Here is a 17831-nt window from a genome sequence, read left to right on the forward strand (position 1 = left end):
CGACCGGGGCGAGCGGAGCGACGGGGGATGTCGGGGCGAGCGGAGCGACGGGGGATGTCGGGGCGAGCGGAGCGACGGGGGATATTACGGCTGCGTTTACGATGACGGCATGGCCATACCCGCACCGTCATCGTCCGCCCGCGCCGTCGTCACCGGCGCATCGTCCGGGATCGGCAGAGAGCTCGCACGGGCGCTGGCCGCGCGCGGGCATTCGCTGATCGTCGTCGCCCGGCGCGGTGAACTGCTCGAAGAGCTTGCTGCCGAACTGCGTTCGGATACGGTGGCCGTGGAGATCAGGGCCGTCGACCTGTCGGTGTCCGAGGCGGTGGAAGTCCTCGCGGCCGAACTCGCCGGTCGCGAGATCTCAATTCTGTGCAACAACGCGGGTATCGCAACGTTCGGGCCGGTCAGCGAACTCGACGCCGAGTACGAACGCGCACAGGTCCGGCTGAATGCGACCGCTGTGCACGACCTGACGCTGGCGGTGCTGCCGCAGATGGTGGAACGCGGTTCCGGCGGCATTCTGATGGTCGGGTCGGCGGCCGGCAACATGGCGATCCCCAATAACGCCACCTACGCCGCCACCAAGGCTTTCGTCAACACCTTCAGCGAATCCCTGCGCGGGGAGGTGGCCCGGCAGGGTGTGCACGTGACGTTACTGGCCCCGGGGCCGGTGCGTACCCACACACCGGCACCCGAGGACCAATCGATCGTCGACAAGATGGTCCCGGATTTCCTGTGGCACAACTCGGCGGCAGTTGCCGAGATGAGCCTGGATGCGCTGGACCGCAACAAGATGCGCGTGGTCCCCGGGATCCTGTCGAAGGGCATGTCGGTGGCCGGCGGCTATAGTCCCCGGGCGATCATCGCCCCCATCGTCGGCAGCTTCTACCGAAAACTCGGCGACGGATAGGCGTCAGCCGATGCCGGCGGCCACCTCGGTGCCCTGGCGGATGGCGCGTTTGGCGTCGAGTTCGGCGGCCACGTCGGCGCCGCCGATGATGTGGGTGCGCACACCGGCGACGGTCAGCGGATCCACCAGATCGCGTACCGATTCCTGGCCGGCGCAGATCACGATGTTGTCGACCTCCAACAGCCTTGTCTCGGTGACGTTTCCGTCGTCGTCACGGAAGCTCAGGTGCAGGCCGGCGTCGTCGATACGGTCGTAGGTGGCGCCCGAGATCTGTTCCACGCCTTTCATCTTGACGCTGGCCCGGTGCACCCAGCCCGACGTCTTGCCCAGGCCTTTACCTTGTCCGCCCGACTTGCGTTGCACGAGAAAGACTTCGCGGGTGGCGGGCAGCGGTCGGGGTTTGGTGACGAAACCGGGGCGCGACAGATCCTCGCTGACGCCCCATTCTTGTTCCCATTCCTTGAGGTTCAGGGTGGGGGATTCGTCGACGGTGAGGAATTCGGTGACGTCGAAACCGATTCCGCCCGCGCCGATCACTGCCACCCGCTTACCGATCTCACGGTGGCCGAGTACGGCGTCGGCGTACGACATGACCATCGGATGGTCGATGCCGGGAATGTCGGGGCGCCGCGGAGTCACTCCGGTGGCGATGACGACGTGATCGAAACGCTGCTCGATGATCTCGTCGGCGGTCACCCGCTTGCCGAGATGGACGGTCACACCCAGCACCTCGAGTTGCCGCGTGTAATAGCGGAGAGTCTCGCTGAATTCTTCTTTACCGGGAATCCTTGCGGCGATGGAGAACTGGCCGCCGATGGCCGATCCGGCCTCGAACAGGTCGACGCGGTGACCGCGCTGCGCGGCCGACACGGCGGCGGACAATCCGGCCGGTCCGGCACCGATCACCGCGATCCGCTTGGCGCGCCGGGTGGGGCCGAGCGTCAGCGTGGTTTCGCGGCCGGCTCGCGGATTGAGCAGGCAGGACACCTTCTTTCCGACGAACGCGTGATCGAGGCAGGCCTGATTGCAGGCGATGCACGTATTGATCTCGTCCGCGTGACCGGCTTTGGCCTTATTGGGTAGATCGGGATCGGCGAGCATGGGCCGGGCCATCGATACCGCGTCGACGCGACCGCGTTCGAGAATCTCCTCGGCCACCTCGGGAGTATTGATGCGGTTGCTGGCGATCAGTGGAATACTCACCTCGTCTCGGAGCCGTTCGGTGAATTTGACGAACGCGGCGCGGGGCACCGAGGTGACGATGGTGGGCACCTGCGCCTCGTGCCAGCCGATGTCGGTGTTGATCGCGTCGACGCCGTATTCCTCTGCTTTGCGGGCCATTTGGGCGATCTCGTCCCAGGTCTGGCCTTTGCGGACGAAGTCGGCGATGGACTGGCGCAGAATCACCGGGAAATCGCGGGGCACCTGGCGGCGGATTTCTTTGATGATCTCGACGAGGAATCGTTGCCGGTTCTCGGTGGAGCCGCCCCATTTGTCGGTGCGGTCGTTGGTGTGCGGGCACAGGAATTGATTGATGAGATAGCCCTCACCGCCCATGATCTCGACGGCGTCGTAGCCGGCGCGTCGGGCATTCTTGGCAGCCTGTCCGAAGGACCGGATGACGTGCCGGATGATCGGCTCGGTCATCCGGATGTGCTTGAACGGGTGAATGGGGGAGGGATCCGTGCCGGGAGCCACCTTGAACGGGGTGTATCCGTAGCGGCCGGCGTGGATCAGCTGCATTGCGATGCGGCCGTCGGCCTTGTGTACCGCGCGGGTGATCCGGCGATGCCGCTCGACGTCGATCCGGTTGGTGATCTTGCCCGCGAACGGCAGCAGCAGGCCGGTGCGTGAGACGCCGAATCCGCCGGTGACGATGAGCCCGACGCCTCCTCGTGCGCGTTCGGCGTAGTAGGCGCCGAGTTTGTCGGTGTCCCAGAGCCGATCTTCGAGACCGGTGTGCATCGAGCCCATGACGATCCGGTTGGGCAGGGTCAGGCCGCCGATGGCCAACGGTTCGAACAGTTTCGGGTAGTGCGGGTTGGGAGTCGTGGGGGCTGTCATGGCTCCGCCTTTCTGGGTTTACCTGTGATGGATGGCTGTCGTCGGGGGATCAGCCGTGGGAGAGTTCGCGTTCGAGGGCGGCGATGACCTCGTCGCACCACTCGACCTGACCCTGTTCGTTGCGGATTCCACCGCGCAGCACCAGATATTGGTGGAGCTTGCGGCCGGTCAGGTCGTCGGGTGCGGGGTAGTAGTCGGTTTCGAATCCGGTGAAGAGTGTGAGCAGCGCGAGGTGCTCGTCGCGGTGCTTCTTCATCTCGCCGATGATGGCGGCAAGGTCCCCGAATTCGGCGGCGCGGAGCTTGACACCGAGGTCACTGCGCAGGGGCGCGACGGGGGTGGGGCTGACTGCCCACTCAGCCAGCGCGCGGCGGCCCCGGTCCGAGAGCGTGTACACCTTCTTGTCGGGCCGGCCGTCCTGGGGCACCGCCTCGTAGGCGACCAGGCCGTCAGCGTGCAGCTTCTTGAGCGTGCGATAGATCTGCTGGTGGGTGGCCGACCAGAAATGGCCGATCGATCGCTCGAACTGACGGCCGATCTCGTAGCCGGTGCCGGGTCTTTCGGCCAGCGACACCATGATTGCGTGTTCGAGCGCCATGGCCACAACCTACCTGTGCACCTACGCACTATGCAACTACGCACATAAATACTGGATCATGTTTGCGTATACTTGTGATGTAGGGCACACTGCTATTGAACTTGAACTCAACTACGACTCGCGGCGCCCAGGGCGTCGAGAGGAGGTGTGGTGACCAACCCATTCGACGGTCAGGCGCTTGCGGACCTCGGCCGGTTCATCCAGGCGCAGCGAGAAATTGCCCAGGTTTCGGTGCGGTCTCTCGCCCGCGCGGCCGACGTGTCGGACTCCTATGTCAGCCAGTTGGAGAAGGGCAAGGAAATGGCGGCCTCGCTGCCGTCCGCGCAGGTGCTCACCGATCTCGCCAAGGGTCTCAACCTCTCTCCCGACGTGTTGATCCGGATGGCTACCTGGCTGCCCAATGCTCTCGCCGGTGACGACAAGGACGCGGTGGTCAACGCCATCTCCAAGGACAAGCGGCTCAAGGAAAGTCAGCGCAAGGCGCTCATCCAGCTGTACAAATCGATGGTCGAGGAAGATTAGCGACCACGAACACGCAGGCGATCAGGGAAACGAGGCCGCGGGATGTCCGACTATTTCGAACTCACCAATCAGTTGACCAATCAGTGGATCACCGCGATGCGCCACATCAAGGAGGCGTTGCCGACCCTGGACAAGGAGATCAACCTCGTCCCGCCCGGCTTCAACCTCGCCGACCTCAACGGCCGGTTCCCGACTCTGCCGGGGCTGCCGACCCCTCAGGAGGTCGTCGAGGCGAATTTTCAGGTCGCCAAACGCCTGCTGGAGGCGCAGCGGGATTTCACACTCGCGATCATCGATCATGCGACGCACGCCGATTCGGCCGAAACTCCAGATATCACAGCGGATTCCGGTTCCGCCTGACCCCGAGGTCATCGACGACGGTGGGATCGATGACCGCACCTTCCGATCAGGGCACGCGGCATGCGCGGGCCATCCATCAACCGAGGAAGAAGTTCCGATATGCCAAGTCTGTCCGACGCAATCAACAAGCACGCGGCCGAACGGCCCGACAACATCGCGCTGCGTGGCAGTGGCACCGAATTCACCTACAAGCAGGCCGCCGACGCGATCCTGGCCTACGCGGGAATGCTGCGTGAAAAGGGCGTGGAGGCCGACGACCGCGTGCTCTATATTGCGCCGACAGTTCCCGAGTTCGCGATCGCCTACTTCGGTATCAACGCGTGCGGGGCGGTCGTCCTCCCCGCGAATCCGCTGTGCACACCCACCGAGCTCGCCTATTACATCGAGGACGCCGGGTGCAAGCTCGTCATCGCGTGGGACGGGATCTCCGAGGCTGCGCGCACGGCTGCCGAGACCGCGGGCATCGAGTTCGTGGCGCTCGAATCCGGTGCCGCCGCGACGTCGGGTACACCCATCGACGCACCCGTCGACCGGGAAATCGATGACATCGCCTGCATTCTTTACACCTCCGGCACCACAGGCAGGCCCAAGGGCGCAGAGCTGACCGTCGGCAACCTGAAGTCCGCGGCCGGAATCTCGGGCAGGCTCGGTGAATACACCGACGCCGACGCGGTGGGCACCGCGTTGCCCCTGTTCCACGTCTTCGGCCAGGCGTCGGTGATGCTCGCGGCGATGGAGGCGGGCGCGCCGCTGAGCCTGATGGCGCGATTCCATCCCAAGGACTTCATCGACATGATCGTCAATGACGGCCTGACCGCGGTCGGTGGTGTGCCGACGATGTGGAACGCGATGCTGCATGTTCCGGGCGACGTGGAGCCCGGTGCCTTCGACAAGCTCAGGCTCGCCGTCTCCGGTGGTGCGTCGCTGCCGCTCGAAGTGATGCAGGCGTTCAAGCGGCGCTTCGGCTGCGCCATCCTCGAAGGCTACGGCCTCACCGAAACCTGCGGCCTGGCAACGTTCTCGCGTCCGGGCATCGCCGCACCGCAGGGCACAGTCGGTTTGGCGGTGTACGACTCCGAGCTCGAGGTTCGGGACGGCGAAGGCAATTCGGTTCCGGTCGGCGAGCGTGGCGAGGTCTTCGTCAAGGGACCGTTCGTCATGCGCGGCTACTGGAAGCGTCCCGACGCCACTGCTGAGACGCTCATCGACGGCTGGCTCAAGACCGGCGACATCGGTGAGCTCGACACCGAGGGCAACCTCCGGATCGTCGACCGCGCCAAGGATCTGATCATCCGCGGTGGATACAACGTGTACCCCAGCGAGATCGAGGAGACGCTCTATGCGCATCCGGGGATCGTCGAGGCTGCGGTCGTCGGCGTCCCCGACGCGCACTACGGCGAGGAGGTCGTGGCCGTGGTCGCACCGAAGCCGGACTCGGAGCTGACAGCCGAGGAGGTCACCGCATGGTGCACCGAACGGCTTGCGGCATATAAGTATCCGCGCGCGGTGGTCTTCGTCGATGAACTCCCGAAGGGGCCGTCCGGCAAGATCCTCAAGCGCGCGATCGACCGGGATCCGCTGATCGCGGCGGTCGACGAGTACCGGGCCGCCAAGGCTGCCGCCCGCGGCTGAAGTTCGGCGCTTGCTCTCTGTATATCTCTGACAGACAAGGATTTTCATGAAGCAACTGACCGGAATGGATGCCGCATTCCTGAATATCGAGACCGGGCCCGTCTACGGCCACACCAGCAGCGTCGCGATCTATGACTCGGAGAACGCCGCCGAGCGGCTCACCGCGGCCCGGCTGCGCGAACGGATGATGTCACGAATCCACCTGATTCCGGTGTTCCGGCGCAAGCTGGTGTCGGTGCCCCTGGATCTGGACCAGCCCTACTGGTGCGACGATCCCGACTTCGACATCAATGCCCACATCTACGATGTCGGCATCGCCGCACCCGGCAGCCGGGATCAGCTCAAGGAGCTGGCCTCACGGATCGTGGCCAAGCCGCTCGACCGCAGCCGGCCACTCTGGGAGATCGCGGTCGTCAACGGACTAGAGGACGGCCAGACAGCGGTGATCAGCACGGTGCATCACTCGCTGATCGACGGCGGGTCCAGCAACGACATCAATTCCGTTCTGCTCGACCGTGATCCGGATGCCGATCAGACCAATCCGCCGCCGCAGCCGTACAACCCCGAGCCGACGCCCGATCCGCTGAGCATGCTGACCTCGGCGATGACCGCCAACGCGTTGCGGCCGCTCAAAGCGGCGAAACTGCAGTGGGATGTGTTCACCGAGCTGGTGCAGAAGTCGCCGAATATCGCCAAGCTGGCGCCGTCGATGACCTCTTCCGCAGTCACCGGCACGGCCCACAACACGGTGTTCAATGCCAAGCCCACCAACCGCCGGATCTGGGAGCCGTTCCGTGTTTCGCTCGCCGAGGTGCGGCAGATCCGGAAGAGCACCGGCGCCACGGTCAACGACGTGGTGATGGCGATTTGTGCCGGTGGTTTGCGTAATTGGCTGTCCGCCAACGATTGTCTGCCGGACAAGCCGCTGACGGCCAGCATTCCGGTGTCGATCCGGGATGACTCCACCAAGGGTGCGCTCGGCAATCAGGTGTCGATGATCATCACCGAATTGCCCACCGATGTCGATGATCCGCTCGAACGGCTCAAGGCGGTCAACGAGGCGATGAAGTCGGCGAAGGAGATGCACGACGCACTCCCGATGGCGCAGATGATCGAGTTCGGTGATTTCGCCACCCCCGGTATGACCAGCATGGTGGCCCGCGCGTCGCAGCGGATCAGCATGGCCGGACAGGTGATGCCGAGCGTCACGATCTCGAATGTGCCTGGTCCGCAGTGGGCGATGTACCTGTGCGGCGCCAAGCTGCTGGAGAATTATCCGGTGTCGATGATCGTCGACGGGCAGGTCCTCAACATCACCCTGCTGAGCTACAACGGCAGCCTCGACTTCGGTATTGTGTCCTGCCCCAACGTGGTTCCCGATCTCAAGGGTGTCGCCGACGCGATCGTCGCCGATCACCAGGCGCTGCTGGCGGAGGCCACCAAGAAGAAGTAGCACAACCCCAGGTACGCGGTCGGCTTCACCCGGCCCGGCACACGGTATCGCCGCGCCGGGTAGGTCGGCCGTGTTCCGATCCGGGCGGTCGGCGTCGGATGCTCGTTGACTTCCCGTCTTCACTGAAAGGTCAACAACGATGAGTGAGATTCAGACTGTCCGCGGGCAGGTCGATTCCGCGGACCTCGGAGTCACCCTGATGCACGAACACGTGTTTGTGCTGACGGCCGACGTCCAGACGAACTATCCGGGCGAATGGGGCTCCGAAGAGGATCGGATCACCGACGCCGTCACAAAACTCCAGAAGGCCTACGACGCGGGGGTGCGGACCATCGTCGACCCGACGGTCGTGGGACTGGGGCGCTACATCCCGCGGATCCAGACGATCGCCGAACAGGTTCCGCTGAACATCGTGGTGGCCACGGGTGTGTACACGTACACCGAGGTGCCGTTCTTCTTCGACATCCGCGGCCCGGCGCTGAACGAGCTCGTGGGCGCGGAGGTGCCCGATCCGATGGTCGAGATGTTCATCGGTGACATCCGCGACGGCATCGCCGGCACCGGTGTCAAGGCGGGCATGCTCAAGTGCGCGATCGAGCATCAGGGTCTGACCCCTGGCGTCGAGCGGGTGATGCGTGCGGTCGCCAAGACCCACGTGGAAACCGGTGTTCCGATCACCGTGCACACCCACCCCGACACCAAGGCCGGACTGCACGTCAAGCAGGTGATGGTCGAGGAGGAGGGCGTCGACCCCGGACGAATCGTGTTGGGACACAGCGGCGACACCACCGACTGCGACCACCTCACCGAGCTCGCCGAGGCCGGTTTCATCCTCGGCTTCGACCGGTTCGGTATCAACACCGCCACCACCTTCGAGGCGCGCGCCGACACGCTCATCGAGATGGTGCGCCGCGGATACGCCGAACAGATCGTTGTCTCCCAGGACGCCTCCTGCTATATCGACTGGATTCAGCCAGAGGTGATGGCGTATCTGCCGCAGTGGCATTACACCCACCTCTTGGAGGACGTGTTCCCCTACGCCCTGGAACGTGGCGTCACGCAGGCGGACATCGACACCATGCTTGTCGACGTGCCGCGGCGGATTCTCTCAGGAGAGTAGTCGGCCGCCGGTGCCGGGCGGCCAAGCCACCGCCCGGTACCGGTCAGACTCGCGCTCCACCTCTGTATACCCCTAACAGACAGGGTTTCTCATGAAGCAACTATCGGGGCTCGACGCGTCCTTCCTGAATATAGAGACCGGGCCCGTATATGGACATGTCAGCAGTGTGGCGATCTACGACTCGGCCAACGCGGCCGAGCCGATCACGGCAGCGCGACTGCAGGAGCGGATGATGTCGCGCATCCATCTGCTGCCGGTGTTCCGACACAAACTCGTGACGGTGCCGCTGGATCTCGACCAGCCGTACTGGTGCGACGATCCGGACTTCGACATCAAGGCACACATCCACGATGTCGGCATCACAGCGCCCGGCACAATGGATCAACTCAAAGAGATCGTCTCGCGCATCGTGGCCAAACCACTCGACCGCTCGCGGCCGCTGTGGGAAATGGCCGTGATCAACGGGCTCGAGGGCGGCAAGACCGCAGTGGTCAGCACCGTGCACCATTCGCTGATCGATGGTGGCTCGGGCAACGACATCAACTCGATTCTCCTCGATCGGGATCCCGACGCCGACCAGAACAATCCGCCCCCGCAGCCGTGGACGCCCGAGCCCATACCGGATGCGTTGAGTCTGATGACCTCGGCAATGACGGCCAATGCGTTGCGACCGCTCAAGGCGGCCAAGTTGCAGTGGGACGTGTTCACCGAGTTGGTGCAGAAGTCGCCGAACATCGCCAAGCTGGCGCCGATGATGGCGTCGACCGCAGTCACCGGAACGGCTCACAACACAGTATTCAATGCCAAGCCCACCAATCGGCGGATCTGGGAACCGTTCCGCATTCCGCTCGCCGAGGTCCGCCAGATCAAGAAGGCGCTCGGTGCCACCGTCAACGACGTGGTGATGGCCGAGTGCGCCGGCGGACTGCGGACGTGGCTGAAAGCACACGACGCCCTGCCGGACAAGCCGCTGACGGCCAGCGTCCCGGTATCGATCCGCTCCGAATCGCAGAAGGGTGCGCTCGGCAACCAGGTGTCGATGATCTACACCGAACTGCCCACCGACGTGGACGATCCGCTCGAACGGCTCAAGGCCGTGAACGAGGCGATGAAGTCGGCGAAGGAGATGCACGACGCACTCCCGATGGCGCAGATGATCGAGTTCGGCGATTTCGCCACACCTGGTTTGACGAGCATGGTGGCCCGTGCTTCGCAGCGGTCCAACATGGCCGGCCAGGCCATGCCGAGCGTCACCATCTCCAACGTTCCGGGCGCACAGTGGCCGATGTATCTGTGCGGCGCGAAGATGCTGGAGTTCTACCCGGTGTCGATGATCGTTGACGGCCAGGTTCTCAACATCACGCTGCAGAGCTACAACGGCAGCCTCGACTTCGGGATCATATCGTGCCCGCACACCGTCCCGGATCTGAAGGGCATCGCCGACGCGATCCTCGCCGATCACCAGGCGCTGCTGGCCGAGGTCAAGAAGAAGCAGTAGACACTCGTTGTGACACAGCCACTTACCCGGCCCGGCAACACTGTTGCGGGGCCGGGTAAGTGGTGTCATGTTTGTCGATCAGGCCGTGAGCGTCAGGACGCCGAGGGTGATCAGCGCGGCCACCTTGACGATCTCGAAGCCGACATAGACAAGGTGGGCGTGGCTGCGCTGGGAGTGATCACCGCCCGCCAGCACCGCATCCGAACGTTTGGTCAGCGCCGGCCGGACTCCGACGATCTGGATGGCGAGGGCGACGACCGCGACGGCCAGTGCGATCCCGATGCCGGTGCCGGCGAACGAACCGACGAACACCGTCGCGATCAGCACCACAGCCCACACGGTTTCGACGCCGTTGAGCGCGCGAAACACCAAGCGCCCGATACCAAGCCCTAGGGGGATGGTGATTCCCGGCGCCCGGAACTTCAGCGGCGCCTCGATGAACGAGATCGCGCACACCATGCCCAGCCACACGAAGGTGACGGCCACGGCCAGTGCCTGGGCGCCGGACATCACGCCGCCCCGACGCGAACGAGTTCGGGACCGAAGGTCTCGTAGTGGATGTTGTTCTCCGGCATTCCGCGTTCGAGCAGCTGGGTGCGGATGGAGCTGAGGAACTCGGCCGGTCCGCACAGCAGTGCATGCGAATCATCGTGTACCGCAACCCCTTCCAGTGACATGTAGCCGGTGCGGACCTGCTCCGAGGCGCCGGGGACGTAACCCTCCTCGTACCACTGGGTCAACTGCGCGTTCGGCAGTTGCCCGACGAGCGCTGCGAGTTGGCCGCGATGCGGCTGCGAAGCACGTGAGCGGTCCGCGTGCAGGACGGTGATGGGACGTGAATCCTGCTGGGCGGCAAGAGCTGTCAGTACTCCGATCGCGGGTGTGCAGCCGATGCCCGCCGAGGCGATGAGCAACGGGGTGCCGTCGTCGGGGACCACGAGATCGCCGAACGGGGTGCTCACGTGCAGGGTGTCGCCCTCGAAGACCTGCTCGTGCAGGAATCCCGACACCTCGCCGACGTTCTTGATGCTGATCTGCCAGTCCGGCCTGTCGGTGCCGCCGGTGAGCGAGTACTGACGAATCTGGTGGGCGCCGTCGGCGAGCGGGACCTGGACCGAGATGTACTGTCCGGCATGGAATGACGGAAGCGGCGAACCGTCGGCGCCGGCCAGGGTCAGGGAGATGGTGTCGGGGGACTGGTACTGCCGTCCGGTCACCACCACGTCACGCCACACATCGCCGGGCACCACGCCGGCCTGTTTGTACAGCTCGTTCTCCTCCTCGATCAGCGCGTCGGCCATCTGCCAGTACAGGGCGTCCCACGCCTCGGCGACCTCCGGGGTCACTGCCTCACCGAGGACCTCGACGATGGCCTCGAACAGGTACTTGTGGACGATCTGGTATTGGTCTCGGGTGATACCCAGCGATGTGTGCTTGTGGGCGATGCGGTCGAGGATGAACTGCTGCCGGGCGCGGTCGGGGACCAGCTGCAGCTGGGCGTAGGCGGCGATGGAACCGGCCAGGGCCTGCGGCTGTGCGCCGGTCTTCTGGTGCGTCCGGTTGAACAGATTGTCGAGTAGGTCCGGGTGCGCGGCGAACATGCGCCCGTAGAAGTTCGGCGTGATCTCGGGGATCGCGGCACCGACCGCGGGCAGAGTCGCCTCGATGGTCTTCAGGTGCGGTTCGGACAGCATTGCTACTCCATTCTGTGCCGGGGGCTTTCCGGCTGTTTCGATTCCCCAGGCGGGTGACCTGGGGGTGAGTCCGTTCGGGGTCTATCGGATGCCGGCGGCGTCTTCAGTACCGGATGCGGTTGTCCGCGTAGGTGTTCCGATGCTGAGCAGGGTGATCCGGGCGGATGAGGAAGCGAGTTCGTCGATCGTGTGCGCATCGAGTGAGTCATAGAAGGCCCGCTGTGCCTGGGCGAGTGCGCCACGTAGCTTGCAGTTGCCCCGCAGTGGGCACGGTTGCGGCCCATCGCAGTCGACCACCTCGCCGTCGCCTTCGAGTTTGCTTGCGAGCCAACCCACTTGAGCGGTGCGTCCCAGTTCCGTGACCGCTATCCCGCCGGACCGGCCGCGCCGGGAGTGGATGACGCCGAGCTCGCTGAGCCGGCTGACGACCTTGGCCACATGGGTGTAGGGCACCGCCAGCTCCGCAGCGAGATCCCGGGAGGTGAGCGTGGTGTCCGCCGGGGCGGTGACCAGGCGCATCACGACCCGAAGTCCGATGTCGGTGAACCGGGTGAGTTGCATAAGACCAGGTAACAGAATTGGTATCTGTGATGTCAATTTAAAAGTGATCGGGGTCACGGTGCGTCGATGCAAGAGAGGGCCAAGGTCCCGTGACCCGGGGTCCGAGGGCTCAGCTCAGGATGCGGTCACCGGCTCGCAGCAGTGCGCTCGGCAGCTGCTTCCCGATCAACCGCTGGGCGAGTGCCGCCGCCGAAATGGCTTGTTCCAGATCCACATCCACCGAGACGTCGCTGTCGCGGAGCATGTATACGAGGTCCTCGGTCGCGATGTTTCCGCTGGCACCGGGGGCGAACGGGCATCCACCGAGCCCGCCGACGGACGCGTCGAGCCGATTCACTCCCGCCAGCACGGCGGCATAGGCGCTCGCCAGGCCGGTGCCGCGGGTGTTGTGGAAGTGACAGCCGAGCGGCAGTGCGCCGATCGCCGGACGCACCTGATCCAGGAGCGCGGTCACCCGACCCGGCGTTGTGGTTCCGATCGTGTCGGCGATGGCGATGCGGTCGGCACCCGCGTTCACCGCGGCTTCGACGATGCGCATGACCCGATCCGGTGGTGTGGGTCCGTCGAACGGGCAGTCCCAGGCGGTCGCGATGATCACTTCGACAGTGGCGCCCGCGTCGTGGGTGATCGCCGCGATCTCGTCGATGGCGGCAGTGGCGGCGGCACTGTCTCGGCCGACATTTGCCTGGCTGTGCGAATCAGCCGCGGACACAACATATTCGATCGAGTTCAGACCTGCGTCGAGCGCCCTGCGAGCCCCATTGGGGCTGGCGACCAGGGCGGAGAAGGCGACTTCGGGGAAGCGTTTGAGTTCCCGGGCGATGTCGGGTGCGTCGGCGAGGGCGGGCACCTTGCTCGGGGAGACGAAGGCGGTCGCCTCGACCTCGGTGACGCCAGTGGCCACGATGGCTTCGAGGAGTTCGATCTTGGCGTCCGTCGAGATCGGGTCCTCGATCTGTAGCCCGTCGCGCATCGCGACTTCGCGGATGGTCACATGCGTGGCGGTCACAGGATTCCGTCCTCGGTCAATTGGTCCAGCCGTTCGGGGGTGTAGCCGAGCAGATCGCGGTACACCTCGTCGTTGTGCTGTCCCATCGCGGCCGGCCCGGCGTTGCGCACAGCGCCCGGCGATTCGGAGAGTTTCGGAATGATGCCGGGCCCCTTGACATTCCGGTTCGCTCGCTCATCCCAGTGGTCGATGATCATCTCCCTGGCCACCAGTTGCGGGTCGTTCACCACCTCGGCGACGGTGTTGATGGGCCCGGCGATCACGCCGGCGGCCGACAATGTGTCGACGAGATCGGTGGGGGAATGCTGCGCTGCCCACGCGCCGATGATCTCGTCGAGCCGGTCCTGATTGCGTCCCCTCGCGACGTGGTCGACGTAGTCGGGATCGTCGGCCAGTTCGGGCCGCCCCATCGCCCCACACAATCTGCGGAAGACCGTGTCCTGGTTGGCCGCGATGACGATCCAGCTGCCGTCGGAGGACTGGTAGATGTTCGACGGCGCGATACCGTCGAGCCGGGTTCCGGATGGTCCACGGACCACACCACCGACGTCGTAGTCGGGAATCGTGGACTCCTGCACCGCAAGACACGCCTCGATGAGTGCGGTGTCGACGACCTGGCCGCGGCCGGTGACCGTCCGGCGGTAGAGCGCGGCGAGCGCTCCCTGCGCGGCGAACATACCGGCCAGCGTATCGCCGAGGGAGATCGCGAGCCTTGGCGGCGGACCGCCGGGAAAGCCGTTCATGTGGCGCAGCCCGCTCGCCGCCTCGGCGACGGAGGCGTAACCGGGTTTCTGGGCGTCCGGCCCGGTCTGCCCGTAACCGGACACCCGGACCAGGATGAGACCCGGATTGGTCTCGGACAGAACGTCATAGCCCAGATCCCACTTCTCCAGGGTGCCGGGCCGGAAGTTCTCGACGACGATGTCGGCCTCCTTCGCCAGATCCAGAAAGATCTGGCGCCCTTGCGGTTTACGGAGGTTGAGGGTGATCGACTTCTTGTTGCGTGCGTGCACGGTCCACAGAAAGCGGTGCCCGTCGAGTTCGGCCTGCCCCCACGTGCGGATCGGGTCGGGCTGGCCCGGCGCCTCGATCTTGATGACGTCGGCGCCCATGTCGCCGAGAAGCCGCCCGGCGAAGGGGCCGGAGATCAGTGTGCCGATCTCGATCACGCGAATGCCGTCGAGTGCGCCCGTAGTCAATGTGTGCTCCGTCCGTGCTGGTGCGGAAATTGGTGGTTCGAACGCTACAACACCGGCGAGCGTCGTCGTTCCACGCGCGTGATCGGGCTGTGGCTGCAACACTATGGCGATGACGACGCAGGGTGGGTTCTTCGGGTGGACGAAGGTGGATCAGGGTGCGGTCATCGCGCCCGATCAACGGTTGAGTTGGCCGCGGACGGTCAGTATCGGGTTGCAGCACATCGTCGCGATGTTCGGTGCGACGTTCCTGGTTCCGGTGCTCACCGGGTTCTCGCCGGCGACGACGCTGTTTTTCAGCGGCATCGGCACCCTGCTGTTCCTGATCATCACCCGCAACCGGATGCCCAGTTACCTGGGATCGAGCTTCGCGATCATCGCGCCGGTGCTTGCCGCGACCGCGTCGGACGGTCCGGCGGCGGCGCTCGGCGGACTCGTCGTGGCGGGTGCGTTGCTCGCGATCATCGGTGTGATCGCGCACTTTGCGGGCATCAGCTGGATCGAGGCGCTGATGCCGCCGATCGTGACCGGTGCGATCGTCGCGCTGATCGGTTTCAACCTGGCGCCGGCGGCCAAGAACAACTACGAGCAGGGGGCGGTGACCGCAACCATCGTGCTGGTGCTGCTGGTGTTGTCGGTGGTGCTGTTCAAGGGTCTGCTCGGGCGGCTGGCGATCTTCCTGAGTGTGGTGCTCGGATACCTGATCGCCTGGTGGCGCGATGAGATCGACACCAGTGCCATCGGTGATGCCAAGTGGATCGGTCTTCCCGACTTCCAGGGGCCGAGCTTTCACCTGTCGGTACTGCCGATGTTCTTGCCGGTGGTGCTGGTGCTGGTCGTGGAGAATATCGGTCACGTCAAGTCGCTTACCGCGATGACCGGCATCAACTACGACCGCAGCGTCGGCCGGGCGCTGTTCGCCGACGGCGTGTCGACGATGCTGGCCGGCAGCGGCGGTGGTTCGGCCACCACTACTTATGCCGAGAACATCGGAGTCATGGCGGCCACCAAGGTGTACTCGACCGCCGCCTACTGGGTGGCCGGTATCGGCGCAATCCTGCTCGGCCTCTCGCCCAAGATCGGCGCGACCATCGCCGCGATCCCGCCCGGTGTACTCGGCGGCGTTACCACCGCGCTGTACGGCCTCGTCGGCATCCTCGGTATTCACATCTGGGTGAGCAACAAGGTCGATTTCTCCAAGCCGATCAACCAGTTCACCGCCGCCATCGCCCTCATCATCGGCATAGCCGACTACTCGTGGAAGATCGGCGACCTCCAGTTCGGCGGCATCGCCCTCGGCGCCATCGCCGCGCTCGCGATCTACCACTCGATGAAGTTCATCGGCGGCCTGCGCGGCACCGTCGAACCCGAGAGTCCGGCGAAGTCGGAGCCGGTGCTGTGAGCCCGCAGTGTGTCCGTGTCGCTCAAGGTGACCCTGATAGTGGAGGATTGCCTACCCTATTTGGCGATGCGTAACATTGTCCGGCGTGAAACTTGACAGGTCAGCGACCACAGCGGGTGGCTGTGCGGGAATCGTCCGGGCGGGCACGCGTGCCGCAGTTCTCTTCAGGTCGTCGACGTCGGTGCGGCCGTCATGGTGACGACGACGGCACCGGCTGACGACACCGCATCGCCGGCGACCCGGCGTCTGTTCGGCTGGTGGGTGGCAGCCATCACCGCGATCGCCGCCGTGGCGGTGGGCCGCGGAATCGGCACGTCGTTGTGGGGCGACGAGACCATCACCGCAAGCACTGTGTCGCGGAGCTTCACCGACACCGTCGCGGTCCTCGGAAACGCCGACGGCGGGTTCGCCGGATACTCGCTGTTCATGAACCGGTGGGTCGCGCTGGGCGGCACCTCCGAGTTCTGGCTGCGATTGCCGTCGCTGCTGGCCGTTCTCGGGACGATCGTGCTGGCAGCGGTCCTCGGACGGTGGCTTGCCGGGCCCGTCGCCGGGATCGTGGCGGCGGTGCTTCTCGCCCTGCACCTCCAGTTGACCAGCAACTACGCGCTCGAAGCCCGCCCGTACGCCCTTACGGTTCTTGCGGTGACAGCCGTCGCTGCGCTTCTGTACCGGTCGAGTTCACGTGGCTTCACCACGAGGACCCTTGTCGCGATCGGGGTTCTGGTGGCCGTGGCGATCAGCCTGCACACTCTCTCGGTGGTCGCTGTCGCCGCCATGGTGCTGTGGCTGATATCGGCGACGAAGGCGACCACCTGGAATCGTTCGCTGGCCGTCACGGCATCGGTGATGGTGGTGATCGATGCGGCGGTTCTGCTCGTGATGGTATCTCTTGCCGCGCGCTTCACAGATCTGCAGATGTGGCTGACACAACCGACGATCGGCGAGGTATTCGTGTATTCGCGGATGGTCGCAGGAGTGCCGGCGTTGGGATTTCTACTGGCCAGCGTAGGTGTGTTCGCCGCTGCGGGCGCCCGCAGGTGGACTGCGTTGCGAGTGGGCAGCACGGACCTGTGGACACTCGTGCTGTGGGCTGTGGGTCCGCTCGTGGTGCTGACTGTCGGCGGCTGGCTGTACAAGCCGATGTTGACGCTGAGATACGTTCTGTCCTCGGCGGTGGCGTGGGCGCTGCTCGCGGGTGTGGCCGTTGCGGTGGCGTGGGAACTGATCGCTGGCCGCAAGGTCGGCCGGATCGTGTTCGCGTGCGGGTTGGCCGCTATCGCGGTCGTGGCCGGCAGTCTGAGTCCGGTCGCAAAGATCGAGGATCCTCGGGGAGCGGCGGAGTGGATAGCGCACGACTATCAGCCGGGGGATGCGATCATCTACTCGCCGAGCTGGTGTGAACCGGCAGTCCGCTGGTATCTGAGTGAGTCGCCGGACTCGGCCGTGCTTCCCGACGGAGGCCCGGTCAACCTCGCCGCCGGGGAAAAGTCGGCACGCGATGCCGATTCGTTCTGGACGCCCTCAAGGCCCGATCTCGTCGGCCTTGTGAAATCCTCGGGCATCGACGGGGAGTTCGAGCGGCTTGTCGCCGGTCGCGCTCGGATCTGGCTGGTTTCGATCCCCGCCAGAGAGGACGAAGGCTGGGACCCGATCCCCGAGGTGGGTGTCCCACTCGGCCGCGCGCTGAGCAGTAGCTGGACGGACGCCCGGAGTAAGGACTTCGGCGCCATGAAGGTCACCCTCTACACCCGGCCGTCGCGCTGACCGTCACCGGACGGGTCGAGTGGGCACCTGCGCGAACCGGAG

At 65.1% G+C, this 17831-nt stretch carries 16 protein-coding genes; 9 read left to right on the top strand and 7 right to left on the bottom strand.

Features of this window, described 5'->3' with window-relative positions; genetic code table 11:
* The first annotated feature begins 109 nt into the window (after nucleotides 1-109).
* Complete coding sequence (cmrA, locus tag KDB67_RS21585) at nucleotides 110-913, top strand: mycolate reductase (protein ID WP_291020477.1); 804 nt, start codon at nucleotides 110-112, stop codon at nucleotides 911-913.
* A gap of 3 nt (nucleotides 914-916) precedes the next feature.
* Here the strand turns inward: cmrA and KDB67_RS21590 are convergent, their stop codons facing one another.
* Nucleotides 917-2977, bottom strand: coding sequence for an NADPH-dependent 2,4-dienoyl-CoA reductase (locus KDB67_RS21590; protein WP_291020479.1), 2061 nt, complete (start codon nucleotides 2975-2977; stop codon nucleotides 917-919).
* Between the two features lie 49 nt (nucleotides 2978-3026).
* A complete protein-coding gene (locus KDB67_RS21595; protein WP_291020481.1) occupies nucleotides 3027-3575 on the bottom strand; it encodes a PadR family transcriptional regulator in 549 nt (182 codons plus the stop codon).
* A gap of 150 nt (nucleotides 3576-3725) precedes the next feature.
* Between KDB67_RS21595 and KDB67_RS21600 the strand changes: the two genes are divergently transcribed.
* From KDB67_RS21600 to KDB67_RS21625, 6 genes are all read left to right on the top strand, one after another.
* Nucleotides 3726-4097, top strand: a complete 372-nt coding sequence (locus tag KDB67_RS21600) for a helix-turn-helix transcriptional regulator (RefSeq protein ID WP_291020483.1) — start codon at nucleotides 3726-3728, stop codon at nucleotides 4095-4097.
* A 42-nt stretch (nucleotides 4098-4139) separates the two neighbouring features.
* Nucleotides 4140-4457 carry a hypothetical protein gene (locus tag KDB67_RS21605; RefSeq protein WP_291020485.1) on the top strand — a complete coding sequence of 106 codons (318 nt, stop codon included), beginning with the start codon at nucleotides 4140-4142 and terminating at the stop codon, nucleotides 4455-4457.
* Between the two features lie 99 nt (nucleotides 4458-4556).
* Complete coding sequence (locus tag KDB67_RS21610; protein WP_291020487.1) at nucleotides 4557-6089, top strand: AMP-binding protein; 1533 nt, start codon at nucleotides 4557-4559, stop codon at nucleotides 6087-6089.
* A gap of 46 nt (nucleotides 6090-6135) precedes the next feature.
* On the top strand, nucleotides 6136-7542 hold the full coding sequence (locus tag KDB67_RS21615) for a wax ester/triacylglycerol synthase family O-acyltransferase (RefSeq protein WP_291020489.1): 1407 nt from the start codon (nucleotides 6136-6138) through the stop codon (nucleotides 7540-7542).
* A 139-nt stretch (nucleotides 7543-7681) separates the two neighbouring features.
* Nucleotides 7682-8662, top strand: coding sequence for a phosphotriesterase-related protein (locus KDB67_RS21620; protein WP_291020493.1), 981 nt, complete (start codon nucleotides 7682-7684; stop codon nucleotides 8660-8662).
* A 91-nt stretch (nucleotides 8663-8753) separates the two neighbouring features.
* A complete protein-coding gene (locus KDB67_RS21625) occupies nucleotides 8754-10160 on the top strand; it encodes a wax ester/triacylglycerol synthase family O-acyltransferase (RefSeq protein ID WP_291020495.1) in 1407 nt (468 codons plus the stop codon).
* A 78-nt stretch (nucleotides 10161-10238) separates the two neighbouring features.
* Here the strand turns inward: KDB67_RS21625 and KDB67_RS21630 are convergent, their stop codons facing one another.
* The 5 genes from KDB67_RS21630 to KDB67_RS21650 form a co-directional block, all read right to left on the bottom strand.
* Nucleotides 10239-10670: a hypothetical protein gene (locus tag KDB67_RS21630; protein ID WP_291020497.1), complete on the bottom strand. Its 432-nt coding sequence runs from the start codon at nucleotides 10668-10670 to the stop codon at nucleotides 10239-10241.
* Complete coding sequence (locus tag KDB67_RS21635) at nucleotides 10670-11854, bottom strand: globin domain-containing protein (protein WP_291020499.1); 1185 nt, start codon at nucleotides 11852-11854, stop codon at nucleotides 10670-10672. Before KDB67_RS21635 ends, KDB67_RS21630 begins: the two co-directional genes overlap by 1 nt.
* Nucleotides 11855-11935: 81 nt before the next feature.
* On the bottom strand, nucleotides 11936-12415 hold the full coding sequence (locus tag KDB67_RS21640; RefSeq protein WP_291020501.1) for an Rrf2 family transcriptional regulator: 480 nt from the start codon (nucleotides 12413-12415) through the stop codon (nucleotides 11936-11938).
* A 109-nt stretch (nucleotides 12416-12524) separates the two neighbouring features.
* Nucleotides 12525-13424 (bottom strand): hydroxymethylglutaryl-CoA lyase, encoded by a 900-nt coding sequence (locus KDB67_RS21645; RefSeq protein ID WP_291020503.1) that lies wholly within the window; start codon nucleotides 13422-13424, stop codon nucleotides 12525-12527.
* Nucleotides 13421-14623: a CoA transferase gene (locus KDB67_RS21650; RefSeq protein ID WP_291020505.1), complete on the bottom strand. Its 1203-nt coding sequence runs from the start codon at nucleotides 14621-14623 to the stop codon at nucleotides 13421-13423. Before KDB67_RS21650 ends, KDB67_RS21645 begins: the two co-directional genes overlap by 4 nt.
* Nucleotides 14624-14732: 109 nt before the next feature.
* On the opposite strand from KDB67_RS21650, the gene KDB67_RS21655 reads away from it, so the two are divergent.
* Both KDB67_RS21655 and KDB67_RS21660 read left to right on the top strand, forming a co-directional pair.
* Nucleotides 14733-16022 (top strand): solute carrier family 23 protein, encoded by a 1290-nt coding sequence (locus tag KDB67_RS21655; RefSeq protein WP_291020507.1) that lies wholly within the window; start codon nucleotides 14733-14735, stop codon nucleotides 16020-16022.
* 192 nt (nucleotides 16023-16214) lie between these two features.
* Entirely contained in the window at nucleotides 16215-17789 is a 1575-nt protein-coding gene (locus tag KDB67_RS21660) for a glycosyltransferase family 39 protein (RefSeq protein WP_291020509.1), read from the top strand.
* Nucleotides 17790-17831 lie beyond the last annotated feature (42 nt).

Source organism: Gordonia sp. (in: high G+C Gram-positive bacteria), assembly GCF_020438995.1.
Lineage (GTDB): Bacteria > Actinomycetota > Actinomycetes > Mycobacteriales > Mycobacteriaceae > Gordonia.